Origin of the sequence: Pseudarthrobacter sulfonivorans (genome assembly GCF_031454915.1) — a bacterium.
Classification (GTDB): Bacteria; Actinomycetota; Actinomycetes; order Actinomycetales; family Micrococcaceae; genus Arthrobacter; species Arthrobacter sulfonivorans_C.
The window spans coordinates 308,502-333,133 of record NZ_JAVDRS010000001.1 but is presented as its reverse complement, the minus strand read 5'-3'; the positions used below and the strand labels follow the sequence as shown (position 1 = coordinate 333,133).

General features: G+C 62.1%; 33 protein-coding genes. 1 reads left to right on the top strand and 32 read right to left on the bottom strand.

Annotated elements, in window-relative coordinates; genetic code table 11:
• Positions 1-11: 11 nt before the first annotated feature.
• From J2808_RS01530 to rpsJ, 29 genes are all read right to left on the bottom strand, one after another.
• Complete coding sequence (locus J2808_RS01530; RefSeq protein ID WP_056344331.1) at positions 12-1,022, bottom strand: DNA-directed RNA polymerase subunit alpha; 1,011 nt, start codon at positions 1,020-1,022, stop codon at positions 12-14.
• A gap of 132 nt (positions 1,023-1,154) precedes the next feature.
• The gene (rpsK, locus tag J2808_RS01525; RefSeq protein ID WP_018769149.1) at positions 1,155-1,556 is read right to left on the bottom strand and encodes a 30S ribosomal protein S11; all 402 of its coding nucleotides are present in this window, start codon (positions 1,554-1,556) and stop codon (positions 1,155-1,157) included.
• 104 nt (positions 1,557-1,660) lie between these two features.
• Complete coding sequence (gene rpsM, locus J2808_RS01520) at positions 1,661-2,035, bottom strand: 30S ribosomal protein S13 (protein ID WP_066293239.1); 375 nt, start codon at positions 2,033-2,035, stop codon at positions 1,661-1,663.
• A 176-nt stretch (positions 2,036-2,211) separates the two neighbouring features.
• A complete protein-coding gene (rpmJ, locus tag J2808_RS01515) occupies positions 2,212-2,325 on the bottom strand; it encodes a 50S ribosomal protein L36 (protein ID WP_009358722.1) in 114 nt (37 codons plus the stop codon).
• Between the two features lie 69 nt (positions 2,326-2,394).
• Entirely contained in the window at positions 2,395-2,616 is a 222-nt protein-coding gene (gene infA, locus J2808_RS01510; protein ID WP_009358723.1) for a translation initiation factor IF-1, read from the bottom strand.
• Between the two features lie 172 nt (positions 2,617-2,788).
• Positions 2,789-3,799 (bottom strand): P1 family peptidase, encoded by a 1,011-nt coding sequence (locus J2808_RS01505; RefSeq protein ID WP_309810590.1) that lies wholly within the window; start codon positions 3,797-3,799, stop codon positions 2,789-2,791.
• 146 nt (positions 3,800-3,945) lie between these two features.
• Positions 3,946-4,773, bottom strand: a complete 828-nt coding sequence (gene map / locus J2808_RS01500) for a type I methionyl aminopeptidase (RefSeq protein WP_309811811.1) — start codon at positions 4,771-4,773, stop codon at positions 3,946-3,948.
• Positions 4,774-4,843: 70 nt separating this feature from the next.
• Positions 4,844-5,413 carry an adenylate kinase gene (locus tag J2808_RS01495; protein WP_309811810.1) on the bottom strand — a complete coding sequence of 190 codons (570 nt, stop codon included), beginning with the start codon at positions 5,411-5,413 and terminating at the stop codon, positions 4,844-4,846.
• 5 nt (positions 5,414-5,418) lie between these two features.
• Entirely contained in the window at positions 5,419-6,729 is a 1,311-nt protein-coding gene (gene secY / locus J2808_RS01490) for a preprotein translocase subunit SecY (RefSeq protein WP_309810588.1), read from the bottom strand.
• Positions 6,730-6,947: 218 nt separating this feature from the next.
• Positions 6,948-7,442, bottom strand: a complete 495-nt coding sequence (gene rplO / locus J2808_RS01485) for a 50S ribosomal protein L15 (protein ID WP_309810585.1) — start codon at positions 7,440-7,442, stop codon at positions 6,948-6,950.
• Positions 7,443-7,649: a 50S ribosomal protein L30 gene (gene rpmD, locus J2808_RS01480; protein ID WP_164205902.1), complete on the bottom strand. Its 207-nt coding sequence runs from the start codon at positions 7,647-7,649 to the stop codon at positions 7,443-7,445. It abuts the gene before it with no gap.
• Positions 7,650-7,652: 3 nt separating this feature from the next.
• Positions 7,653-8,384 (bottom strand): 30S ribosomal protein S5, encoded by a 732-nt coding sequence (gene rpsE / locus J2808_RS01475; protein WP_309810578.1) that lies wholly within the window; start codon positions 8,382-8,384, stop codon positions 7,653-7,655.
• Positions 8,381-8,764: a 50S ribosomal protein L18 gene (rplR, locus tag J2808_RS01470; RefSeq protein WP_058931720.1), complete on the bottom strand. Its 384-nt coding sequence runs from the start codon at positions 8,762-8,764 to the stop codon at positions 8,381-8,383. The genes rpsE and rplR overlap by 4 nt, the downstream gene beginning before the upstream one ends.
• Before the next feature lie 2 nt (positions 8,765-8,766).
• Positions 8,767-9,303, bottom strand: coding sequence for a 50S ribosomal protein L6 (gene rplF / locus J2808_RS01465; RefSeq protein ID WP_309810574.1), 537 nt, complete (start codon positions 9,301-9,303; stop codon positions 8,767-8,769).
• A gap of 18 nt (positions 9,304-9,321) precedes the next feature.
• The gene (rpsH, locus tag J2808_RS01460; protein WP_056425243.1) at positions 9,322-9,720 is read right to left on the bottom strand and encodes a 30S ribosomal protein S8; all 399 of its coding nucleotides are present in this window, start codon (positions 9,718-9,720) and stop codon (positions 9,322-9,324) included.
• A gap of 79 nt (positions 9,721-9,799) precedes the next feature.
• Positions 9,800-10,381: a 50S ribosomal protein L5 gene (gene rplE, locus J2808_RS01455; RefSeq protein ID WP_164205897.1), complete on the bottom strand. Its 582-nt coding sequence runs from the start codon at positions 10,379-10,381 to the stop codon at positions 9,800-9,802.
• A complete protein-coding gene (gene rplX / locus J2808_RS01450; protein ID WP_024366125.1) occupies positions 10,381-10,740 on the bottom strand; it encodes a 50S ribosomal protein L24 in 360 nt (119 codons plus the stop codon). Before rplX ends, rplE begins: the two co-directional genes overlap by 1 nt.
• Before the next feature lie 3 nt (positions 10,741-10,743).
• On the bottom strand, positions 10,744-11,112 hold the full coding sequence (gene rplN / locus J2808_RS01445) for a 50S ribosomal protein L14 (protein WP_024366126.1): 369 nt from the start codon (positions 11,110-11,112) through the stop codon (positions 10,744-10,746).
• A 431-nt stretch (positions 11,113-11,543) separates the two neighbouring features.
• The gene (gene rpsQ / locus J2808_RS01440) at positions 11,544-11,852 is read right to left on the bottom strand and encodes a 30S ribosomal protein S17 (RefSeq protein ID WP_309810563.1); all 309 of its coding nucleotides are present in this window, start codon (positions 11,850-11,852) and stop codon (positions 11,544-11,546) included.
• The gene (gene rpmC / locus J2808_RS01435; RefSeq protein WP_066293285.1) at positions 11,849-12,178 is read right to left on the bottom strand and encodes a 50S ribosomal protein L29; all 330 of its coding nucleotides are present in this window, start codon (positions 12,176-12,178) and stop codon (positions 11,849-11,851) included. Before rpmC ends, rpsQ begins: the two co-directional genes overlap by 4 nt.
• 2 nt (positions 12,179-12,180) lie before the next feature.
• Complete coding sequence (gene rplP, locus J2808_RS01430) at positions 12,181-12,597, bottom strand: 50S ribosomal protein L16 (RefSeq protein ID WP_190987321.1); 417 nt, start codon at positions 12,595-12,597, stop codon at positions 12,181-12,183.
• The gene (rpsC, locus tag J2808_RS01425; protein ID WP_309810553.1) at positions 12,598-13,431 is read right to left on the bottom strand and encodes a 30S ribosomal protein S3; all 834 of its coding nucleotides are present in this window, start codon (positions 13,429-13,431) and stop codon (positions 12,598-12,600) included.
• A complete protein-coding gene (gene rplV, locus J2808_RS01420; protein ID WP_003803798.1) occupies positions 13,432-13,797 on the bottom strand; it encodes a 50S ribosomal protein L22 in 366 nt (121 codons plus the stop codon). It lies immediately after the preceding gene.
• Between the two features lie 38 nt (positions 13,798-13,835).
• Entirely contained in the window at positions 13,836-14,117 is a 282-nt protein-coding gene (gene rpsS / locus J2808_RS01415) for a 30S ribosomal protein S19 (protein ID WP_011692805.1), read from the bottom strand.
• 12 nt (positions 14,118-14,129) lie between these two features.
• Positions 14,130-14,969 (bottom strand): 50S ribosomal protein L2, encoded by an 840-nt coding sequence (rplB, locus tag J2808_RS01410; protein ID WP_164205891.1) that lies wholly within the window; start codon positions 14,967-14,969, stop codon positions 14,130-14,132.
• 29 nt (positions 14,970-14,998) lie between these two features.
• Positions 14,999-15,304, bottom strand: a complete 306-nt coding sequence (gene rplW, locus J2808_RS01405; protein WP_018773664.1) for a 50S ribosomal protein L23 — start codon at positions 15,302-15,304, stop codon at positions 14,999-15,001.
• Positions 15,301-15,924, bottom strand: a complete 624-nt coding sequence (rplD, locus tag J2808_RS01400) for a 50S ribosomal protein L4 (RefSeq protein WP_164205889.1) — start codon at positions 15,922-15,924, stop codon at positions 15,301-15,303. The genes rplW and rplD overlap by 4 nt, the downstream gene beginning before the upstream one ends.
• A 4-nt stretch (positions 15,925-15,928) precedes the next feature.
• Entirely contained in the window at positions 15,929-16,579 is a 651-nt protein-coding gene (rplC, locus tag J2808_RS01395) for a 50S ribosomal protein L3 (RefSeq protein ID WP_108599010.1), read from the bottom strand.
• A 17-nt stretch (positions 16,580-16,596) separates the two neighbouring features.
• On the bottom strand, positions 16,597-16,905 hold the full coding sequence (gene rpsJ, locus J2808_RS01390) for a 30S ribosomal protein S10 (RefSeq protein ID WP_038464699.1): 309 nt from the start codon (positions 16,903-16,905) through the stop codon (positions 16,597-16,599).
• Positions 16,906-17,358: 453 nt separating this feature from the next.
• Between rpsJ and J2808_RS01385 the strand changes: the two genes are divergently transcribed.
• Positions 17,359-18,795, top strand: coding sequence for a GH1 family beta-glucosidase (locus J2808_RS01385; RefSeq protein WP_309810540.1), 1,437 nt, complete (start codon positions 17,359-17,361; stop codon positions 18,793-18,795).
• A gap of 7 nt (positions 18,796-18,802) precedes the next feature.
• Here J2808_RS01385 and J2808_RS01380 read toward each other — a convergent pair whose 3' ends face one another.
• The 3 genes from J2808_RS01380 to tuf form a co-directional block, all read right to left on the bottom strand.
• Positions 18,803-18,931 carry a hypothetical protein gene (locus J2808_RS01380; RefSeq protein WP_309811894.1) on the bottom strand — a complete coding sequence of 43 codons (129 nt, stop codon included), beginning with the start codon at positions 18,929-18,931 and terminating at the stop codon, positions 18,803-18,805.
• A 27-nt stretch (positions 18,932-18,958) separates the two neighbouring features.
• Positions 18,959-23,218, bottom strand: coding sequence for a hypothetical protein (locus tag J2808_RS01375; RefSeq protein ID WP_309810537.1), 4,260 nt, complete (start codon positions 23,216-23,218; stop codon positions 18,959-18,961).
• A gap of 157 nt (positions 23,219-23,375) precedes the next feature.
• Positions 23,376-24,566, bottom strand: coding sequence for an elongation factor Tu (gene tuf, locus J2808_RS01370; protein ID WP_309810534.1), 1,191 nt, complete (start codon positions 24,564-24,566; stop codon positions 23,376-23,378).
• Between the last annotated feature and the right edge of the window lie 66 nt (positions 24,567-24,632).

Sequence of the window (24,632 nt, the reverse complement as noted above, 5' to 3'; positions counted from 1 at the left end):
AGATCTGTTTGTTAGAGTTCGTCGTCGCCGAAGGCGGCGTCGTCCTCTTCAATTGCTGCGGCGCGTGCTGCGAGGTCAAAACCGGGAGGCGAGTCCTTGAGGGACAAGCCCAGTTCAACCAGCTTTGCCTTGACCTCGTCAATGGACTTCGCACCGAAGTTACGGATGTCCATGAGGTCAGCCTCGGAGCGTGCAACAAGTTCACCCACGGTGTGGATGCCCTCACGCTTGAGGCAGTTGTAGGAACGGACGGTGAGGTCCAGATCCTCGATCGGCAGGGCCATGTCTGCTGCCAGGGCAGCATCCGTCGGCGACGGGCCAATCTCGATACCTTCAGCTGCGGTGTTCAGCTCGCGGGCCAGACCGAAGAGTTCCACCAGGGTGGTACCTGCGGAAGCAACAGCATCGCGGGGAGCGATGGCCTGCTTGGTCTCAACGTCGACAATGAGCTTGTCGAAGTCGGTGCGCTGCTCAACACGGGTTGCTTCCACGCGGAAAGTAACCTTCAGTACCGGCGAGTAGATCGAGTCGACCGGGATACGGCCGATCTCGGAATCGCCGGACTTGTTCTGAGCTGCCGAAACGTAGCCGCGGCCGCGCTCGATGGTCAGTTCGAGTTCGAACTTGCCCTTCGAGTTCAGCGTGGCAATGTGCAGATCCGGGTTGTGGAATTCGACGCCGGCCGGCGGAGCGATGTCCGCGGCGGTGACGACTCCGGGGCCCTGCTTGCGCAGGTAAGCAACAACCGGCTCATCGTGCTCGGAGGAAACCGACAGGCTCTTGATGTTCAGGATGATCTCAGTGACATCTTCCTTGACACCCGGAACCGTGGTGAACTCGTGCAGCACGCCATCGATCCGGATGCTGGTTACAGCGGCACCGGGGATGGAGGAAAGCAGGGTACGGCGGAGGGAGTTTCCGAGGGTGTAGCCGAAGCCCGGTTCCAGCGGTTCAATGATGAAACGCGAGCGGTTATCGGAGACGACCTCTTCGGAGAGGGTGGGGCGCTGTGCAATGAGCACTTAGGTTTCCTTTCGGCGAGCATCCGCTATATGACGCAACACAGGTGGTGGAAATTCGGTCTGAAGACTTAACGCGGCTGGGCTTGCCCGGACCATTGACGGTCCGGGCAAGCTCAAGCTGCTGGAAAAGCCTTAGACGCGGCGGCGCTTCGGCGGACGGCAGCCGTTGTGCGCTGCGGGGGTGACATCCTGAATGGAGCCAACCTCCAGGCCAGCGGCCTGCAGCGAGCGGATTGCAGTCTCGCGTCCGGAACCCGGTCCCTTGACGAAAACGTCAACCTTGCGCATGCCGTGCTCCTGCGCACGCTTGGCAGCAGCTTCGGCAGCCATCTGGGCTGCGAACGGGGTGGACTTGCGTGAGCCCTTGAAGCCAACCTCACCTGAGGAAGCCCAAGAGATAACAGCGCCGTTCGGATCCGTGATGGAAACGATGGTGTTGTTAAAAGTGCTCTTGATGTGCGCCTGGCCCAGCGCGATATTCTTTTTGTCCTTCTTACGCGGCTTGCGAACCGCGCCACGAGTCTTCGGGGGCATTTTTTCTCCTACAGAAAGTTATTGGGGGAAGGCCGTTGGATGGGCCCACACTTGCAGGGTTCCTTGAAATCGCGCCAGCGATCTTAGGGGCAAGTGGGGAGGATTTAACGGGCCTTCTTCTTGCCTGCAACGGTGCGCTTCGGACCCTTGCGGGTACGTGCGTTCGTCTTCGTACGCTGTCCGCGCACTGGCAGGCCCTTGCGGTGGCGAATACCTTCGTAGCTGCCGATTTCAACCTTGCGGCGGATATCAGCTGCTACTTCGCGGCGAAGGTCACCCTCAACCTTGTAGTTGCCTTCAATGTAGTCACGCAGCTCAACCAGCTGGGTATCAGTGAGGTCCTTAACACGGACGTCAGCGCTGATGCCAGTGGCAGCCAGGGTTTCGTGTGCACGGGTCTTGCCCACGCCGTAGATGTAAGTAAGCGCAATTTCCAACCGCTTTTCGCGGGGAATGTCTACGCCAGCGAGACGAGCCATAGTGGCAGTGCTCCTTGAATAAACCGGAGGTCGTAGGCAGTACACCCGCACGTTCTGTGCGGCCCCAGCCTCCGACCGGGGGTTAGCTGTCCGGGCTCATACGTCCCAGTTCAGCTTGTGCTGCCTTTTATTTACTTGCGTGGGTTAGCAACCCAGGATTTCCCTCAAGAGGGAAATTAGCCCTGGCGCTGCTTGTGGCGCGGGTTCTCGCAGATCACCATGACCCGGCCATTACGGCGGATCACTTTGCACTTTTCGCAGATCTGCTTGACGCTCGGCTTGACCTTCATGGCGTTCCTTTGCGTGTGGCAGTTGGTCAACTGGAGCAGCCTTCAGCTCACGCTGATGCCGCCCAGAATTTACTTGTAGCGGTAGACGATACGACCCCGAGTGAGGTCATAAGGGCTCAGTTCCACCACTACCCGGTCCTCAGGGAGAATCCTGATGTAGTGCTGGCGCATCTTGCCTGAGATATGCGCGAGTACGATGTGCTTGTTGGTCAGCTCAACGCGAAACATCGCGTTAGGCAGCGCCTCAGTCACAACGCCTTCGATCTCAATGACCCCGTCCTTCTTGGCCATACCCTCCGCTAACTGTTGTTGCCGCAGCCCTGCCGGATTGCACCGGACATGACCACGAACGTTTTTGTTGGATCGGTTGTCACCTCTGGTCCCAAACAGGGCACAGCAGGGCAGACAACCAACAAGCAACACTACCCTCTATCGGCGTAAATGTTAAATCGAGCATAGTAACCTACAGACGGCCGTACGCACCATATTCACCGGCGGGAGTGCTCACTGCCTCCGCGCTCTGTACGCCATCCAGAATTGCCAAGCGTACGACGTCGGCTGCCGCACTCTGGAGCGTGATGAGGCTTATCTGCCGGGCACTTTCCGTACTCCGGTCCAAGGGCACCTCACCAGTGGCGAGGCAAAAGACAGTATCCCCGTCGGCTAACGTGTGCGACGGATTGAGGGCCCGGGCCAGTCCAGCATGCGACGCGGAGGCCGTCCGATAACACTCGGCAGGGTCCAGGACCGCGTTCGTAGCCACAACAACGAGTGTTGTGTTCAGCGGCGGCGCGCCCTCCCGGTGATTGAGCTTGTGCTCCCGGTGATTGAGCTTGTCGAAATCCACGGCCTTGGTTTCGACAGGCTCAACCACCGGTCCGCGTTCGTCCACCGTGCTCGAATCCACCACCGGCAGTCCCAGCGCGTTCACCACCGCAAGGGCTCCGACAATCACGCCGTTCTCCAAGCCGACCGATGCCGTGCCCACCCCGCCCTTATAGGTCCGCCCGATGACGGCTCCGGTGCCGGCGCCCACATTGCCGCGTCCGACGTCGTGGCCTTCCGGTTGCGCAGCTGCGGCGACGGCAGCCGCGTAGCCCATGTCCGCCGTCGGGCGTGCTGAGAAGTCGCCGCCGCGGCCCAGGTCGAAGATGGCGGCGGCCGGGACGATCGGCACCACTCCCCCGGTTACCGGGAACCCCCTGCCGTTTTCCTCGCACCAGCGCTGCGCGCCGTGGGCAGAGACCAGCCCGTAGGCACTGCCGCCGGTGAGGACCACGGCGTCCACGGTGGAGACGAGCGTGGTGGGGTCCAGGGCATCGGTCTCGTGCGTGCCCGGACCGCCGCCGCGGACGTCCACCGACCCCACGGTCCCCGGCGGTGGCAGCACCACCGTCACCCCACTCAGCCAGCCGTCGTCGTTCTTCTGTGCGTGCCCCACGCGGATTCCCGGTACGTCGGTAATGGCTCCCATGAGCTCCATTGTGCCCTGCGCCTTATCCCCGGACAGCCGCTTAACGACGCCCAAAGCCGCCCGCGACACAGAAAATCCCTGGGGACACCGGTATTCGGGTGTCCCCAGGGATTTTCTGTGTCGCAGGGGAAAAGACCTGTCGAAACCTACGGGATCGGCACCGGGACGACGCCGAGCGGCACCAGGTGCTCCGCACCGCCGTCGGGCGCTGAAAGAACCCAGATCCCCCTGTCATGGACGGCCACGGAGTGTTCCCACTGGCAGGAGCGCTGGCCGTCAGTGGTCACCACGGTCCAGTCGTCGGCCAGGACAGCGGTGTCGATGCTGCCGCGGACCAGCATGGGCTCGATGGCAAGGCACAGCCCGGGCTTGACCTTGGGGCCGCGGTGGCTGGTCCGGTAGTTCAGGACATCCGGTGCCATGTGCATTTCTGAGCCGATGCCGTGGCCCACGTAGTCCTCCAGGATGCCCAGCGGCTTGCCCGGGACTGAAGACACGTAGTCATCGATGGCCGCGCCGACGTCGCCGACGTGGCCTCTCTTGGCCAGCGCAGCGATGCCGTGCCACATGGCGGCCCGGGTGACGTCGGAGAGCCGCTGGTCCTCCGGATCGGCCTTGCCCACGATGACTGTCCGCGCGGAGTCCGAATGCCAGCCGTCAACAATCGCGCCGCCGTCGATCGAAATGATGTCGCCGTCGTTCAGGACGCGGCCGCCGGGGATGCCGTGGACCACTTCCTCGTTCACGGACGTGCAGACGGTAGCGGGGAAGCCGTGGTAGCCCAGGAAGTTGGACTTGGCACCGGCCTCGTTCAGCACTGCGGCGAAGACGTCGTCCAGGTGCTTGGTGGTGACGCCTGGCACGGCCGCCGCAACAGCGGCATCCAGGGCACGGCTCAGGACCAGGCCGGCCTCGTGCATGGTGCGCATCTGGGCGTTGGTTTTGTATTCGATACGGGGCTGGCCGAAGGCCATGGTGTGTCCTTTCAATGGCTGAGGCTCCTCCCGGGTGCCGGGAGGAGCCTCGAAATGCTGTTTGCCTGGCTCAGGCGGCCTGAGCGGCCTTGATGGCAGACATGACGCGGTCGGTGACTTCGTCAATGCCTCCGATGCCGTCAACCTGGGTCAGGATGCCGCGTTCGGCATACTTCGCCACAACGGCTTCGGTCTGCTCGTGGTAGAGGTCCAAGCGGTGGCGGATTACGGCTTCATTGTCGTCGCTCCGGCCGGTTTCCTTGGCCCGGCCCAGCAGGCGGGAAACGAGTTCCTCGTCGTCGGCCGTGAGCTGCAGGACGACGTCGAGCTTCTCTTCGCTGTTGGCGAGGATGCCGTCGAGGTAATCAACCTGCGCGGTGGTGCGGGGGTACCCGTCCAGGAGGAAGCCGTTTTCGACGTCGTCCTCGCTGAGGCGGTCGCGGACCATCTTGTTGGTCACGCTGTCCGGAACGAAGTCCCCTGCGTCCATGTACTTCTTGGCCTCGATGCCAAGGGGCGTTTCGCCCATCACATTGGCGCGGAAGATATCACCGGTGGAAATCGCCACAACACCGAGGCGCTCGGAAATACGTTCTGCTTGGGTTCCTTTACCGGAACCGGGCGGTCCAATAATCAACATTTTCGTCATCGCAAAAGCCCTTCGTAGTGACGTTGCTGTAGTTGCGCATCTATTTGCTTGACGGTTTCAAGGCCAACGCCCACCATGATCAGGATCGAGGTGCCACCGAACGGGAAGTTCTGGTTCGCGTTGATCAGTACCAGTGCAACCAATGGAATCAGCGCCACGAAGCCCAGGTACAGGGCGCCGGGCAGCGTGATCCGGGAGAGCACGTACTGCAGGTAGTCCGCGGTCGGTTTACCGGCACGGATACCCGGGATGAAACCGCCGTACTTCTTCATGTTGTCGGAGACCTCTTCAGGGTTGAAGGTGATCGCGACGTAGAAGTATGTGAAAAACACGATCATGGCGAAGTACAGCGCCATATAGATCGGGTGGTCGCCGCGGGTCAGGTTGTTGTTGATCCACTCAACCCACGGCTGGAGCGGCTCACCGGCCTTGGGCTGGTTGAACTGCGAGATCAGTCCCGGCAGGTAGAGCATGGAGGAAGCAAAGATCACAGGGATCACGCCGGCCATGTTCACCTTGATGGGAATGTAGGTGCTGGTGCCGCCCACGGTGCGGCGTCCGATCATGCGCTTGGCATACTGCACCGGAACGCGGCGCTGGGACTGCTCCACGAACACCACCAGGGCGACGGTCAGGAGGCCGATGCCCAGGACCATGAAGAACGTGCCCGGACCCTGCGAGCTCCAGATGGCCCCGAGGGAGGTGGGGAAAGTTGCCGCGATGGAGGTGAAGATGAGCAGCGACATTCCGTTGCCCACACCCTTTTCGGTGACAAGCTCGCCCATCCACATGATGAGCCCGGTGCCGGCGGTGAGGGTGATGATCAGCAGGATCGTGGTGATGACGCTGTCGTCGGGAATGATCGGCAGGGCACAGCCCGGAAGCAGCTGCCCTGAACGGGCCAAGGAGATCAGCGTCGTTGCGTTCAACAGGCCCAGGGCGATGGTGAGGTACCGCGTGTACTGCGTGAGCTTGGACTGCCCGGAGGCGCCCTCCTCGTACAGCTGCTGGAACCGGGGAATGACCACACGGAGCAGCTGCACGATGATGCTGGCGGTGATGTACGGCATGATGCCCAGCGCGAAGATGGACACCTGAAGCAATGCACCGCCGCTGAACAGGTTGACGAGCTGGTAGAGCCCGCCTGCGGTCTGACCGTTCTGCAAGCATTGCTGGACATTCTGGTAGTTCACACCAGGCGAGGGAATGAAGGCACCCAAGCGGAAGATTGTGATGATTCCCAGCGTGAACAACAACTTGCGTCGCAGATCAGGCGTGCGAAAGGCCCGGCCAAATGCGCTAAGCAAGCGTCCTCCTGTGTTGTAAATAAGCGTGGTGTGATGGGTCTCAATAATCCCAACAACCGAGTCTAACGGGTGGATGCGTCCTGCGAATAATCCGCAGGGTCAACCCCGCGACGGGCGGCGGGAATTATTCGGCGGGCGGATATGAAGAAACTCCCGGCGTGCAGGGCCCTGGGGTCCTGCACGCCGGGAGTCAGCAACGGGCTTCAGCCCACCGACTGCTAGAGAGCAGTGGTGGTTCCGCCTGCTGCAGCAATCTTCTCTGTGGCGCTGGCCGAGAATGCGTGGGCGGTGACGTCAACCTTGACGGTGATGTCGCCGGTGCCAAGCACCTTGACGGGCTGGTTCTTGCGAACGGCACCCTTTTCAACCAGGTTCTCCACGGTGACTGCGCCACCTTCCGGGAACAGCTCGTTGAGCTTGTCCAGGTTTACAACCTGGAACTCAACCCGGAACGGGTTCTTGAAGCCGCGCAGCTTCGGCAGGCGCATGTGCAGCGGCAACTGGCCGCCGGCAAAGCCAGCCTTGATCTGGTAACGGGCCTTCGTACCCTTGGTACCGCGACCAGCGGTCTTACCCTTGGAACCTTCACCACGACCAACACGGGTCTTGGCGGTCTTGGCACCCGGGGCGGGACGCAGGTGGTGGACCTTCAGAGCGTTCTGCTTCTCAGCAGCCGCGCTCTGTGCCTTCTCAGCAGTGTTTTTCTCTGCCATTTACTTCGCCTCCTCTACCTGTACCAGGTGCGGAACCGTGTTGAGCATTCCAACAGTCACGGCGTCGGCGGTGCGGACAACGGTGTGTCCGATCCGCTTCAGGCCGAGGGACCGCAGGGTGTCGCGCTGGTTCTGCTTGCCGCCAATGACGGACTTGATCTGAGTGATCTCCAACTGAGCGTCGGAGGGAATCAGGTTCTTAGCCATGACTTAGACACCCGCCTTCTGGTTCAGGATTGCCTTCACCATTGCCGGCGGAGCAACCTCGTCGAGGGGCAAGCCGCGGCGTGCTGCCACTGCTGCCGGCTCTTCGAGGCGCTTCAGGGCATCAACGGTCGCGTGAACGATGTTGATGGCGTTTGAGGAACCGAGCGACTTGGAGAGGATGTCGTGGATGCCCACGCACTCCAGTACTGCACGGACCGGGCCACCAGCGATAACACCGGTACCGGCGGAAGCCGGACGCAGCATTACGACGCCTGCAGCGGCCTCACCCTGAACGCGGTGCGGGATGGTGCTGCCAATGCGGGGAACGCGGAAGAAGGACTTCTTGGCCTCTTCTACGCCCTTCGCGATTGCGGCAGGAACTTCCTTAGCCTTGCCGTAGCCAACGCCGACCATGCCGTTACCGTCACCAACGACGACCAGAGCGGTGAAGCTGAAGCGACGACCACCCTTGACCACCTTGGAAACGCGGTTGATGGTGACAACGCGCTCTACGAACTGGCTCTTCTCAGCTTCACGGCCGCCGTCGCGGCCGCCACGGCCACCACGGTCGCCGCGGCCCTGGCCACGGTCTCCACGCTCGCCACGACGAGCGCCACCACGGCGGTCATCAGCAGCGGCTGCGGGAGCAGTGGTCTCAGTGGCCGGAGCAGCTACGGCTTCAGTCGCCTTCTGATCTGCAGACACAGTGTCCTTTTCCTTGTTTGCTTCCGTCACAGTGACAGCCCACCTTCACGTGCGCCGTCAGCGACAGCAGCGATCCGGCCGTGGTACTTGTTACCACCGCGGTCGAAGACAACAGCTTCGATACCGGCAGCCTTCGCACGCTCGGCAACGAGCTCGCCAACGCGCTTGGCCTTGGCGGTCTTGTCGCCTTCGAATGCACGAAGGTCGGCTTCCAATGTGGAGGCGCTCGCTACGGTCAGGCCCTTGGTGTCATCGACAACCTGGACGAATACGTGGCGTGCGGAACGGTTGACGACCAGACGAGGACGTACAGCCGTACCGGAGATGCGCTTGCGGATACGAAGCTGGCGGCGGCTGCGCGAAGCAGACTTGCTCTTGTTCGTACGCTTCTTATTAATTGAGATGGCCATGGTTACTTACCAGCCTTTCCGACCTTGCGGCGGATGACTTCGCCTGCGTAGCGAATGCCCTTGCCCTTATAGGGGTCCGGCTTCCGCAGCTTGCGAATGTTGGCAGCAACCTCGCCGACCTGCTGCTTGTTGATACCTGAAACAGAGAGCTTGGTCGGGGTCTCAACTGCAAAGGTGATGCCCTCCGGTGCGGAGACATTTACCGGGTGGCTGTAGCCGAGAGCGAACTCAAGGTCAGATCCCTTGGCCTGAACGCGGTAACCAGTACCAACGATTTCAAGCTTCTTCTCGTAGCCCTTGGTAACGCCCTCGATCATGTTGGAGATCAGGGTGCGGGTGAGGCCGTGGAGTGAACGGGAGGCGCGCTCGTCGTTCGGGCGGGCGACAGTCAGGGTCTCTGCTTCAAGGGAAACCTCGATCGGGCTGGCCACAGTGTGGTTCAGCTCGCCTTTGGCACCCTTGACGCTGACGACAGAGCCGTCAACCTTGACCTCAACGCCGGCGGGAACGGTGATGGGGAGACGTCCAATACGTGACATTATTCTCTTCCTTTCCCGTTACCAGACGTAGGCGAGGACTTCGCCGCCCACGCCCTTCTTGCCGGCTTGCTTATCAGTCAAGAGGCCGGAAGAGGTGGACAGGATTGCGACACCCAGGCCACCGAGCACGTGCGGGAGGTTGGTGGACTTTGCGTAAACACGCAGGCCCGGCTTGGAAATACGACGAACACCAGCGATTGAACGCTCGCGGTTCGGACCGAACTTGAGCTCGAGGGTCAGCTTCTTGCCAACCTCAGCGTCTTCTTCTTTCCAGGAGGCGATGTAACCTTCGGCCTTCAGGATGTCGGCAACGCGTGCCTTGAGCTTGCTGTACGGCATGGACACGGAATCGTGGTATGCCGAGTTTGCATTGCGCAGACGCGTAAGCATGTCTGCGACAGGATCTGTCATTGTCATGTTGGGCTCTTGCCCTTCCTCATAACGGTTTCCTCGCTGCAGCGCAAAGCTTCAGCGAAGGACCTGTTACGTAGCTAGATTAGTCTTCGGCCTTGAACGGGAAACCAAGCGCCTTAAGCAGCGCGCGGCCTTCGTCATCGGTCTTGGCAGTGGTAACAACCGTGATGTCCATGCCGCGGGTGCGGTCGATGGAATCCTGGTCGATTTCGTGGAACATAACCTGCTCGGTCAGACCGAAGGTGTAGTTGCCGTTGCCGTCGAACTGCTTGCCACTGAGGCCGCGGAAGTCGCGGATACGGGGCAGTGCCAGCGTGACCAGACGATCCAGGAATTCCCACATGCGGTCTCCACGCAGAGTTGCGTGTGCGCCGATGGGCATGCCTTCGCGCAGCTTGAACTGTGCGATCGACTTGCGGGCCTTGGTTACCTGCGGCTTCTGGCCGGTGATCAGGGTCAGATCGCGGACAGCGCCGTCGATCAGCTTGGAGTCCTTAGCGGCATCTCCAACACCCATGTTCACAACGACCTTCACCAGGCGGGGAACCTGGTTGACGTTGTTGTAGCTGAATTCCTCAATGAGCGTGCTCTTGATGGAATCGGCGTACTTGGTCTTCAGACGAGGAACGATCTTCGTTGCCGGAGTCTCGAGAGTCTCAGTCATTAGATGTCCTTCCCGGAGCTCTTGGCCACGCGGACACGCACTTCGCGCTTCACGCCATCGCGCTCAACGGTCTCGGTGCGGAAACCGACGCGGGTGGGCTTCTTGGTGGACGGGTCAACCAGAGCCACGTTGGAGATGTGGATCGAAGCTTCTACGACCTCGATGCCACCGGTCTTGGTGCCGCGCTGCGACTGACCGACCTTGGTGTGCTTGGTTACGCGGTTAATGCCTTCAACCAACACGCGGTTGGTCTCGGGGAATACGCGCAGAACCTTGCCCTGCTTACCTTTGTCGCCGCCGCGCTCAGCCTTGGCGCCAGTGATGACCTGAACGAGGTCACCCTTTTTGATCTTAGCCATGGACTAGAGCACCTCCGGAGCCAGAGAAACGATCTTCATGAACTTCTTGTCACGAAGTTCACGACCAACCGGTCCGAAGATACGGGTACCGCGGGGGTCACCGTCAGCCTTCAGGATCACAGCTGCGTTCTCGTCAAACTTGATGTAGGAACCATCCGCACGGCGGCGTTCCTTCTTGGTACGGACGATGACTGCCTTAACAACATCGCCCTTCTTTACGTTGCCGCCCGGAATTGCGTCCTTGACGGTAGCGACGATGACGTCGCCAATGCCTGCGTAGCGACGGCCAGATCCACCGAGAACGCGAATGGTAAGGATTTCCTTAGCACCCGTGTTGTCGGCGACCTTGAGTCGCGACTCCTGCTGAATCACTATTTACTCCTTGCGTCGCGCCGGTTCTCAGACCGAAAATCTTCCTACGGAATGAGCCTTGCGGAACGGTTGATCGGGGTGTCTCTTGACCTGCCTGGATTTTGCCAGACCAGGCCTAAACTCCCGTGCCAAAAACATTTGCTTCCCAGGCGGTTTCGGACAGGTCCGAAGCGCGAGGGGGCACTATGCCGTGGCACGATTGTTTACGAGGTTGATGTCGACGCACGAAAGGCGCCATACAAACTCAAAATCTTAGCATATTTTGCGCTGATCCCCATATCACCGCAGGCGCTCCCCCGCAAACGGACGACGGCGTCACGCACGGCACGCTTCCGGCCCGCCAGGGGTGCGCTCCCCCACAAACGCGGAAAACCCCCGCTCCCGGAGGGAACGAGGGTTTCCGTGCATTGCCTGCAGGCAGGCTGCGGGTGTTACTTGGCCTTTTCGAGGATCTCGACCAGGCGCCACCGCTTAGTAGCGGACAGCGGGCGGGTCTCGGCGAGGAGAACGAGGTCGCCGATGCCGGCGATGTTCTCTTCGTCGTGAGCCTTGATCTTCGTGTTGCGGCGGATGACCTTACCGTACAAGGCGTGCTTTACGCGGTCTTCTACCTGGACAACGATGGTCTTTTCCATCTTGTCCGAGACTACGTAGCCACGCTTCGTCTTACGGTCACCGCGTTCGCCAGCCGTAGCTGCTGCGGAAACAGTTTCCGTCACGTTCTCGTCCTTTTCACTCACTTGGCATCCTCCTCGGTCTCAACCGTTTCAGCCTTTTCGGCCTTCTTGGTTGCTGCCTTCTTGGACTTCTTCTCTTCCTTGGCTTCCACAACGGGTGCGGCAACCTCGGCACGAATGCCCAGCTCGCGCTCACGGAGAACGGTGTAGATGCGTGCGATGTCCTTCTTTACCGCGCGCAGACGACCGTGGTTCTCCAGCTGACCGGTGGCGGACTGAAAACGCAGGTTGAACAGCTCTTCCTTAGCCTTACGGAGTTCTTCAACGAGGCGCTCGTTGTCGAACGTGTCCAGCTGTGCGGATGCCAGTTCCTTGGATCCTACTGCCATTTCTATTCACCACCTTCGCGACGCAAAATGCGTGCCTTCAACGGGAGCTTGTGGATTGCCAGGCGCAGGGCCTCGCGAGCTACCGATTCTTCGACGCCGGAGATCTCAAAGAGAACCCGTCCCGGCTTGACGTTAGCGACCCACCACTCCGGCGAACCCTTACCGGAACCCATGCGGGTTTCGGCAGGCTTCTTCGTGATCGGACGGTCCGGGTAAATGTTGATCCAGACCTTGCCGCCACGCTTGATGTGGCGGGTCATCGCGATACGGGCAGACTCGATCTGACGGTTGGTTACGTATGCCGGGCTCAGGGCCTGGATGCCGTACTCACCGAAGGAGACCTTGGTGCCGCCCGTAGCAGCGCCGGAACGACCCGGGTGGTGCTGCTTACGGTGCTTGACTCGACGTGGGATAAGCATTTAAGCCTGTCCTCCTTCTACTGCAGCAGGTGCAGCCTCAACTGCCGGAGCCTCGGCAGCCGGAGCTGCCTCTGCTGCCGGACGGTCGGTACGACGGCGGCGGTCACCACGGTCAGCGCCACCCGGGCGGCCCGGGCGATCGCTGGGGCCGCGGCCACGGGACGGAGCAGCAGCTGCCTGCTGAGCCAGTTCCTTGGAAGTGACGTCACCCTTGTAGATCCAGACCTTCACGCCGATGCGGCCGAAGGTGGTCTTGGCCTCGTAGAAGCCGTAGTCGATGTTCGCACGCAGGGTGTGCAGGGGCACACGGCCTTCGCGGTAGAACTCCGAGCGGGACATTTCAGCGCCGCCCAGTCGACCGGAGCAAGCGATACGGATGCCCTTGGCACCTGCACGCTGTGCGGACTGCATGGCCTTCTTCATCGCGCGGCGGAAAGCCACGCGGGAAGTCAGCTGCTCAGCAACGCCCTGGGCAACAAGCTGAGCTTCCATCTCGGGGTTCTTGACCTCGAGGATGTTCAGCTGAACCTGCTTGCCCGTGAGCTTCTCAAGCTCGCCGCGGATGCGGTCTGCTTCAGCGCCGCGGCGGCCGATAACGATGCCCGGACGTGCCGTGTGGATATCCACGCGGACACGGTCACGGGTGCGCTCGATCTCAACCTTGGCGATACCGGCGCGCTCCATGCCCGTGGACATGAGCTGGCGGATACGGATGTCTTCGCGAACGAAGTCCTTGTACCGCTGGCCGGCCTTGGTGCTGTCAGCAAACCAGTGCGATACGTGATCGGTGGTGATGCCGAGTCGGAACCCGTGCGGGTTAACTTTCTGTCCCACTTAGCGAGCCTCCTCTTTCTCCGGGGTAGCGACTACCACGGTGATGTGGCTCGTGCGCTTCTTGATCTGAAATGCACGACCCTGGGCTCGCGGCTGGAACCGCTTCATGGTCGGGCCTTCATCAACAAACGCTTCGCTGATGATGAGGTCACCTTCGTCAAACGCAACACCGTCGCGGTCCGCGAGGACCCGGGCGTTGGAGATTGCCGACTGAACTACCTTGAATACCGGCTCTGAAGCTGCCTGTGGGGCAAACTTCAGAATTGCCAGAGCCTCATTCGCTTGCTTACCACGAACAAGGTTGACGACGCGCCGGGCCTTCATAGGCGTTACGCGGATGTGACGCGCAATTGCCTTGGCTTCCATTGCTTTCCTTCTCTCGTCTTTGACGTAAGTGCAGGCGCCTAGCGGCGCTTGCCCTTACGGTCGTCCTTGACATGGCCGCGGAATGTCCGCGTGGGAGCGAATTCGCCGAGCTTGTGCCCGACCATCGACTCAGTGACAAACACGGGGATGTGCTTGCGTCCGTCGTGCACGGCGATCGTGTGCCCGAGCATGTCGGGGATGATCATCGAACGGCGGGACCAGGTCTTGATGACGTTCTTGGTGCCCTTTTCGTTTTCCCTGTCCACCTTCACAAAGAGGTGCTGGTCAACGAAAGGACCTTTTTTCAGGCTGCGTGGCATGTGTCCAGGCTCCTATCGCTTGTTCTTGCCAGTACGACGACGACGCACAATAAGCTTGTCGCTCTCTTTGTTCGGGCGGCGGGTGCGGCCCTCACGCTTACCGTTCGGGTTGACGGGGTGACGTCCACCGGACGTCTTACCCTCGCCACCACCGTGCGGGTGGTCAACCGGGTTCATGGCGACACCACGGACGGTCGGGCGAACGCCCTTCCACCGCATACGGCCGGCCTTGCCCCAGTTGATGTTCGACTGCTCGGCGTTGCCGACCTCGCCGATGGTTGCGCGGCAGCGCACATCAACGTTGCGGATTTCGCCGGAAGGCAGACGCAGCTGGGCGAAGCGGCCTTCCTTGGCAACAAGCTGGATCGATGCACCGGCGGAGCGGCCCATCTTGGCGCCGCCACCCGGACGCAGTTCAACTGCGTGGATTACGGTACCGACCGGGATGTTGAGCAGGGGCAGGTTGTTACCGGGCTTGATGTCAGCACCGGCACCTGCCTCAACGACGTCACCCTGGGACAGCTTGTTCGGGGCGATGATGTAACGCTTGGTGCCATCAACGTAGTGCAGGAGGGCGATGCGAGCCGTGCGGTTCGGATCGTACTCGATTTCGGCAACGCGGGCGTTGACGCCGTCCTTGTCGTGGCGACGGAAGTCGATCAGACGGTACTGGCGCTTGTGGCCACCACCCTTGTGACGGGTGGTGATCTTACCGGTGTTGTTACGGCCGCCCTTTTTGGGCAGCGGACGTACCAACGACTTTTCCGGCGTTGACCGCGTGATTTCGGTGAAGTCCGCTACGCTCGAGCCACGACGGCCCGGTGTAGTCGGCTTGTACTTACGGATTCCCATAATTTATTTCCTCGTTAAAGTGGTCTCCGCTACGAGAGCGGACCGCCGAAGATGTCGATGGTGCCTTCTTTGAGGCTCACAATTGCACGCTTGGTGTTCTTGCGGGTACCCCATCCGAATTTGGTGCGCTTGCGCTTACCGGCACGGTTGATGGTGTTGATCGATTCGACCTTGACGGAGAAAATCTTCTCCACGGCCAGCTTGATCTCGGTCTTGTTCGAGCGGGGGTCCACCAGGAAGGTGTACTTGCCCTCATCGATCAGGCCGTAGCTTTTTTCCGATACGACGGGTGCAAGCACGACGTCGCGCGGGTCTTTGATGGTGGCTGCACTCACTTGGCATCCTCCTCGTTCTTTGCTACTGCCTTGTCAGCAACGAATGCTTCGTAGGCAGCCTTGGTGAAGACAACGTCGTCAGAGACGAGTACGTCGTAGGTGTTCAGCTGGTCTGCGTACAGAACGTGAACACCGGCGAGGTTGCGCACGGAAAGTGCTGCAACATCGTTGGCGCGCTCGATGACAACCAGCAGGTTCTTGCGCTCGGAAACTCCGCGCAGCGTTGCAAGTGCGGACTTGACGGACGGCTTGGTGCCCTCCACAAGTTCAGCAACAACGTGGATGCGTCCGTTGCGGGCCCGGTCAGACAGTGCGCCGCGCAGTGCAGCAGCAATCATCTTCTTGGGGGTGCGCTGGCTGTAGTCACGCGGTGTGGGACCGTGGACAACGCCACCACCGGTCATGTGAGGAGCACGGATTGAACCCTGACGGGCGCGGCCGGTGCCCTTCTGCTTGAACGGCTTGCGACCTGCACCGGAAACCTCGGCGCGGGTCTTGGTCTTGTGGGTACCCTGGCGAGCAGCAGCGAGCTGGGCAACGACGACCTGGTGCAGCAGCGGCACGTTGGTCTGAACGTCGAAGATCTCTGCAGGCAGGTCAACCTTGACAGTGCTAGTCATTTAACTAGGCTCCCTTCACGGCGGTGCGTACGAGTACGACCTGGCCGCGGGCGCCGGGGACGGCACCCTTGATCAGGAGCAGCGACTTCTCGACGTCAACTGCGTGAACCGTGAGGTTCAGCGTGGTGTGACGAACGGCGCCCATGCGGCCGGCCATTTTCATGCCCTTGAAGACGCGGCTCGGGGTGGATGCGCCACCGATTGAACCGGGCTTACGGTGGTTCTTGTGGGCACCGTGGGAAGCTCCAACGCCGTGGAAGCCGTGACGCTTCATAACGCCGGCGAAGCCCTTACCCTTGGTGGTGCCGATGACGTCGATCTTCTGGCCGGCTTCGAAGAGCTCAACAGAAAGCTCCTGGCCCAGCTCGTAAGTGTCAGCATCTGCAGTGCGCAGTTCGACGACGTGGCGGCGAGGCGTGACGCCTGCCTTTTCAAAGTGACCAGCCAGCGGCTTGGTGACCTTGCGGGGATCGATCTGGCCGTAGCCGATCTGTACAGCGACGTAGCCATCAGTGTCTGCGTTGCGCAGCTGGGTGATGACGTTCGAATCTGCCTGGACCACAGTGACGGGGATGAGCTTGTTGTTCTCGTCCCAGACCTGGGTCATGCCGAGCTTCGTGCCCAGCAGGCCCTTTACGTTACGGGTTGCGGTCATAGTCTCTCAGCACCTCCCTACAGCTTGATTTCGATGTTCACGTCGGCCGGCAGGTCGAGACGCATAAGCGAGTCAACAGCCTTCGGCGTGGGATCGATGATGTCGATAAGACGCTTGTGCGTGCGCATTTCAAAGTGCTCGCGGCTGTCCTTGTACTTGTGCGGAGAGCGGATTACGCAGTAGATGTTCTTCTCCGTAGGCAGCGGCACAGGGCCAACTACCGTTGCGCCTGCGCGCGTGACCGTCTCAACGATCTTCCGGGCTGAAACGTCAATGACCTCGTGGTCGTATGACTTCAGCCGGATGCGGATTTTTTGTCCCGCCATGTCGCCTGACTCTCTTTCAGTTAGTGCTGCTCTGAGTAGGGCTGCTCTGTTCACTTTCTTGTTGCATGTGGCTGCCGAAGCATTTGAAGTCTGAACTACCACCCGCCGCACAAGCTGAATCCGGATGAATCCGGGTTCCTCAACCTGCCGACGTAACCGACCCCCGCGGTCGGGCGTGTCGCGTTTAGCACGCATACAAATCCGCAGTTCCATGGGGAGTGGGTTATGTTTGGGCTTCCACTTGGACCCTGACACCCGGCATTATCCGGATCGGGACACGAAGAAGCGCTTGAACAACTCATCTAGTATGCCGGATATTATCCGGAGAAGCGAATCTGCGGCTACTGTCCCACCTGGGCAGCAGTGACTGTGGCTGTGGGGCCTCAAAACGACACTGCTGCTACCCAGCTGCAGGCCATTGCCTTCCCCAACTTACGAATGGATGATGGGGGCATGACCGTCGAAAATGACGTTTCCATCCAGGATCTGGCCGGCCGCCTGCCGCGTTCCTTCACCCTGGGAGTCGCGGCAGCCGCTTTCCAGATCGAAGGTGCTTTGGCCACCGACGGCAGAGGCCCCTCCGGCTGGGATGCCTTCGTGGAGAAGCCGGGAGCCATCTGGGACGGGCACTCGCCGGCAATGGCCTGCGATCATTACAACCGGTTGGCCGAAGACGTGGCGCTTATGCGTGAACTCGGCGTGGATTCCTACCGCTTTTCCATTTCCTGGCCCCGGATCCAGCCGGATGGCCGCGGCGCTTTCAACGAGCAGGGCCTGGACTTCTATGACCGCCTGATCGATCAGCTCCTTGAAGCGGGCATCTCCCCCATGGCCACCCTGTACCACTGGGATACGCCGTTGCCCCTGGAACACGGCGGCGGCTGGATGAACAGGGCCACCGCCGAACGGTTCGCTGAATACTCAGCCGCGGCCGGCCGGCGTTTTGGTGACCGGGTGGACCAGTGGGTCACGCTCAACGAACCTGCCTCGGTGGTGCTGAACGGTTATGCCCTCGGCGTCCATGCACCGGGGCGCTACCTTCTCTTTGACGCTTTTCCCGCCGTCCACCACCAACTGCTGGCACACGGCCTGTCCGTCCAGGCCCTGCGGGCGGAGGGGGTCCGGGGCGGGATCGGCGTGACCAACCTGCACTCCCCGGTCCGGCCCGCCACGGAAAAGATTGCCGACAGGGCCGTAGCCAAGGTCTTCGACATGATGCTGAACCGGATCTATGCCGATCCGATCCTGCTGGGCCGGTACCCCTTCGCTCTTCGGCTCGCGAAGCCGTGGCTGCGTTCCCTGCCAAAGATTTCCGACGCCGATCTCCGCACCATCCATCAGCCGGTGGACTTCTACGGCGTGAACTATTACCAGCCTGTGAAAGTAGCTGCCGGACAGGGCACCGGCGATGACCTGACGGTGCCGGCCGAAGCGATGATCAAAATTCCTGCACATCAGGTGCCGTTTGAAGAGTACGAGACAACAGGTTTCGGTTGGCCGGTGGCTCCGGAGCATCTGGGTATCCTGCTGCGGGAACTGAAGGACCGCTACAAGGACGCCCTGCCCCCGATCTACATCACGGAAAGCGGTGCCAGCTTCCCTGAGCCCGAGCACGTCACAGGTCCGGTGCCGGACCAGCCACGGATCGACTACATCGCTGGACATCTCCAGCATGCGATGGAGGCAACCGCACCTGGCGGCATCGCCGACGACGTGGAACTCCGCGGCTATTACGTCTGGACGCTGATGGACAACTTTGAATGGGCCGCCGGCTACTCACAGCGGTTTGGCCTGGTCCACGTGGATTTCGAAACGCTGGAGCGCACGCCGAAGGAATCGTTCTACTGGTACAAGGCACTCAGCCTGGCCCGGAAACCGCTGGCCGGCTGAGGCCTGGCTACTGGTTCTTGTTGGCCCGGTTGATGCGCTTGGCGCGGTCAATCTCGTTGCGGAAATGCTTCTTGGCCCAGAACACTCCGGCCACTACGGCTGCCACGATGACCAGAAAAATTAGCCATTCCATCATGAACTCCTCTCGCTGCTAGCAACAGTATCAGTGACGGCCGGACGGTTCACGGTGGTCGCCGGACCGGGGGTTTCCCGCGGGATCCGGGGCCACCTCTGGCCCGGCGTCCGGCGCCGACCCGGACGTGCCACGGTTCAGCCGCCAGACGGCAAACACGATGAGCCCCACGGCAATCACCGCCAGGAGAAGGAACGTGTAATTCCTCATCGCCCACAGAATGCAGGCCGCCACTCCGGCCGCTCCCCACCAGACAAACAGCCGGTCCCCGACAACCAGGCCCGCCACCAGCAGCATCGCAAGCAGTACCAGCACCCACAACTGCTGCGTGCCGGTCCCACCAAACACCACGCCCAGGCCGCTGAACGACAGCAGCCCGGCAGCAACTCCCAGCAGGAACCGCCCGGCGCCCTGATGGCCGGAGAGGTAGCGCAAGCCACCGAGGACGGCGGCCAGGACCACGTACCACTGGGCCACCCAGAACGGATCCGGCAGGCCGGCAAACACGCGGCCGCTGAGCCGGTCCGGCCCGTCCAGGGCGAAGATAGCGGCCCGCTGGACCGCTGCAGTGAGCACCAGGGCGCCTACTTCCAGGGCAATCCGGCGCGCCCTTTCAGGGGCTTCATGGTGAGCGATCCCGACGGCGGCGGCCAGGATGGCTGCGGCCGTCCAGGAGGTCGCATCGTGCCGGATTCCGGCCATGGCCACGAGGAGCAAGCCCAGTAGGGCGGCCCCGGCAAGAGACCAGCGGCGCACCGGGTCGGCCTGCAGCGGACCACTGCGAACCAGCCGCACAACGTAGAGTACCGCGGCCGCCGAGCCTGCGCCGGCCAACCAGGGCAGGAAGTCGCCCCACGTGCCGGTGAGGTCCGGAAGGACCTCCGCCGCCAAGGCCATGGCGCCGCCGAGTGCTGCCAAGGCTGCCGGCGGATACAGCACGGGCTGGCCCTCGACATGCGAAGCTGCAAAGAACACCACGGAAAGAACCAGGACCGAGGCACCGGTCACCCAGATTTCCGCCAGTGGTGAGACCACCAGGGCGGTGACGGCGAAGGAGCCAGCGGTCGCCAGCCAGAGCCAGTGCTCGATGTTCTCCGTGCCAATGTTCCGCCGGCGCCGCACTACGCCGGCAGCAGCCGCGAGCAGCGCCACAGCCAGTACCGCCGAGGCCGTCCCGGTGTGGCTTAGCACCGCGGACGCCAGGAACGTCCCACCGAAGGTAAACAACGGACCCAGGGCGAGCAGTCCGAACAGCGCCGCGTACACAGCGAAGTAGAGGGCGCCCCGGGCCTCGAACAGCTTCCTGGCCGCGACTGCGGAGGCAAGGAGCATCAGCAGTTCCAGCAGCACTACCCAGCGGCCGCCGTCGTGGTCCTGCACCAGCAACCCGGAGGTCCCCCGGCCCGCCGTATACACGAGCGGCAGCAGCGCCTGTCCCGCCAGCGTGATCCAGACGGCCGCCTGTTGGAAGGGGACTTCCGCCAGCCGTGAGCGCATTGCCCAGCGGACCCCGTGCTGGGCGGCGAGCACCACGGCGAAGGTCACGGATACCACTGTGGGGGAAGCGGTGATGTCGTAGCTGAGCACCAGCGCCAGGCCGGCAGTCAGCACCCGGGCCGCGACAAAGTACCAGCCCTTCCTTACACGCCGCGGCTCGGCAACCACCATCACCGCGGCATAGGCCGCGAAGATGCCCAGGATCAGTTCGACGTTCAGCAGATTGCCGTCACTGAAGACCAGCAGGGATCCGAAGGCAACCGGGCCCAGCCAAACGGAACCTTCCTCCCGGCGGAGGAAGTAGCCGGACGCGGCGGCCCCCAGGGCCGTGAGCCCGGCGGCGGAAGTGGCCTGCCAGTCTGCGGAACCTGTCTGCGCAAGGGTGGCGCTGGCCGCCAATTGGATGAGGAGCATCGCGCCGGCATCCGCGAGGATCCACCGGGGCGCACGACGGCGGGCGGCAGCCACCAATGGCAAACTTACCTGGAGTGCCAGCACCGTCACGAGGACCATGGCGGGACGGACCACTTCGTCCCCGACAACCAGGGGGCCTGCTTCTTGTTGAAGCTGGTGGAAGGCTGTCAGGGCGAGGACTGTTGCTGCTGCCCTCGCGAACCACCAGTATGCCCAGCGGTGCTGGCGCAGCGGCAGGCGCATTGCTGTGATAGCCAGATATGCCACCACCAGGATCAGCGCCATGTTTCCGGCACCTTGCGAGACAGACTGGAAGGCGACGGCGGCCGCAATCAGCGACATGCCCAGCGGCACGGCCTCCCACACGCTCGCGGACCAGTCCTTGTCCGCGGCCGGCCTCGGCACCAGCATCGCCCCGATGGCAAGGGCGGCAGGAAGTTGGATCAGCAAGGCAACGGCCGTCAGGCCATGGTCAGGCGAGGCCTCAATGAATGGCAGCCCGATCAGGACCAGGGCTCCCGCGCCGGCGAAAGCACCGAGGGTCGTCTGCGGCGCCAGGGTCCGCACGCCGGCGCGCTGCAGGAAGGCAGTCAGGATCTGCTGGCCCACCAGTGCCATCAGCAGTGCGAACACCGCGGCTTCGGCCCGAGCCGGGCCCTGGCCAATAACGGCTGCGGCCGTCACGGGGACCGCCAATGTGAAGGCCACGCGGGCCCCCAGCACAAGCTGTCCGCGGGAGGTACCTGCCGCGAATGCGCCGCGGGCAGCCCAGTAGACTGCGCCGAGGAACAGCATGATGGCAAACGGCCAGGCGCCCATGGACGGAGCAGCCAGCGCAGCGAGGACGAGGGCGGCCACCGGCGGCCATTCGGACCGGCCCCGCCACTTGGCTGCCAGCACCATACCCGTCACCAGCGACAATGCCACCGGAACCCACAGCGGTACCGGACCATCCACCTGCACCGAGCCACGGCCGGCCAAGCTGCGGAAGAAACCGGCCGTGGCCTCAGTGATACCGAACGCAGCCGTAGCTGCGAGCTGCAGGCCGAAGGTCACAGAGGCATCAGCCGGCCAGCGGCCGCCGGCAGTTCCGGTGCCGGTGCCAGTGCCAGTGCCGGTGCCGGTGCCGCCACCGTTCCCGGGACCCACGCCTGCACCTGCGGTGGCGGCAGGCTGGATCTGCTGCTTCGCCTCGTGGAATCCTATGCTCAGCCCGGCCGACAGTACCGCCACCCCGATTGCCTGGACGGCGAGCAGGACGCTGGCTGCCAGCAGCGCGTCACTCCCCCGGCCGGTCAGGTCCCAGACCGCGACGGCGGCCGCAACCGTCAGGGCAGCCCGGGCAGCATAGAAGTTGCGGAGCCGCCATGGGCCCGGGACCGCGGCCATCAACGCGAAATAGACCCCGCACATGGCGATGATCAGCGCGTACTCCGCCTTGTCCAGATACAACGGTACGCACGTTGCCGCGGCGGCCACAGCGGGAACCACATAGGGATGCAGGACCATCAGCGGCCTGACATAAACCGGCGGCAGCCAACCCGGCCGCGCCAAGGCCAGGCCCGTCAGCAGCACGGCCACGCCTATGAGGGCGGCGAAATACCAGACCAGCGCGCCACCGAGGATGGAAACGCCGGAGAATGCCGTGGACGCAACGAAGGTCAGCGAGAGGTACACCAGCACCCGGCTCTCCAGCCGGACAGCCGCCGCAGCGTAGGCAACCGTGCCGATCAGCGACGTGAGGAGCCAGGCAGTGGGTCCGTCCGGCAGGGCAAAGTTGTACAGCGCCAGCCCGGCGACAGGAACCATGGCGAGGCCGGTGCCGGTGAATGCGACCGCCGCAGGCCGGAGCCTCGGCACCCTGGCATGGAGCACAAAGCCAGCGCCGTAAAACAACGCCGTCACGGTGCATACGCCCGCAAAACGCATCATGGGCGGAAGGCTTGTGCCAATGAACAGGGCAGCCGCCGCCACGAGGAGAAGGCTGGCAACGTACAGAGTGATGTTGATGTTCTGGCGGTCCCGCTTTTCGCGGCGCGCCTGACGTTCGGCCGGCGTCTCCGGATAGTTCTGGAATGCAGCGGGCGGTGACTGCGGCGGGACGACCCGCGATGCGGGAGGTAACGGCGACACGACAGCCACAGGCGATGCAGGCGTCAACGGGGGCTGGACCCCGGTGACCGGCACCGGAGGCGGCGCAGGCACGGCGTCGCGTGCCGCCGTCGGGCCTTCACGCGGCTCCGGGCCCGCGGAAGCAGAGCGTGGAGACTCACTGAATGCAGGACCCGGCTGTCCCTGTGCCTGAAGCTTGGCCATGGCATCAAGCCACCCTTGGAGGTGGCCTGCGCGGTAGCCCGCTTCATAAGATTCGTCCCTCACGGTGATCCCTCTCCGCAGGGCACGAAGCCTGCACAATTAATCCAATGAGTGGATTAACTGTATCAAACAACAGCCCCGCTGCGTAGATACGCGGCGGGGCTGTTGATAAGTATCAGAGGGCCGGCAAGCGGTCTCCTGATCCTAGATCAGCAAGTAATTACTTGATGATCTTGGTGACGCGTCCTGAACCAACGGTGCGGCCGCCTTCGCGGATAGCGAAGCCGAGGCCATCTTCCATAGCGATGGGCTGGATGAGCGCAACGGTCATCTCAGTGTTGTCGCCAGGCATAACCATTTCCGTGCCTTCCGGCAGGGTGATAACGCCGGTTACGTCCGTGGTGCGGAAGTAGAACTGCGGGCGGTAGTTGGAGTAGAACGGGTTGTGACGTCCGCCTTCGTCCTTGGAGAGGATGTAGACGTTAGCCTCGAAGTCGGTGTGCGGGGTAATGGAACCCGGCTTGACGACAACCTGGCCACGCTCTACGTCATCACGCTTCAGACCGCGGAGCAGGAGGCCACAGTTCTCGCCGGCCCATGCTTCGTCGAGCTGCTTGTGGAACATCTCGATACCGGTAACCGTGGTCTTCTGGATCGGGCGGATGCCGACGATCTCGACCTCGGAGTTGATGGCGAGGGTTCCACGCTCGGCGCGGCCCGTAACAACGGTGCCACGGCCGGTGATGGTGAAGACATCTTCGATCGGCATCAGGAAGGGCTTGTCGCGGTCGCGGATGGGGTCCGGAACGGACTCATCCACAGCAGCCATCAGGTCCTCGACGGACTTGACCCACTCCGGGTCGCCTTCCAGAGCCTTGAGGCCGGAAACGCGGACAACCGGTGCTTCGTCGCCATCGAAGCCCTGCGAGCTCAGGAGCTCACGTACTTCCATTTCAACGAGGTCCAGCAGTTCCTCATCGTCAACCATGTCGGACTTGTTCAGCGCGACCAGCAGGTAGGGAACACCAACCTGGCGGGCGAGCAGAACGTGCTCGCGAGTCTGAGCCATCGGGCCGTCAGTGGCGGCAACCACGAGGATTGCACCGTCCATCTGCGCAGCACCGGTGATCATGTTCTTGATGTAGTCAGCGTGACCCGGAGCGTCTACGTGTGCGTAGTGGCGCTTCTCGGTCTGGTACTCAACGTGGGAGATGTTGATGGTAATGCCGCGCTGACGCTCTTCGGGAGCAGAGTCAATGGACGCGAAGTCACGCTTCTCGTTGAGAGTCGGGTACTTGTCGTACAGCACCTTGGAAATGGCGGCCGTCAACGTCGTCTTACCGTGGTCAACGTGACCAATGGTGCCGATGTTAACGTGCGGCTTAGTCCGCTCGAACTTTGCCTTTGCCACAGGTTCCTCCTAGAACGTTTTCAAATGACTTACCCTTCAACCGCGCTTGTCGCGGCAGAAACTCAG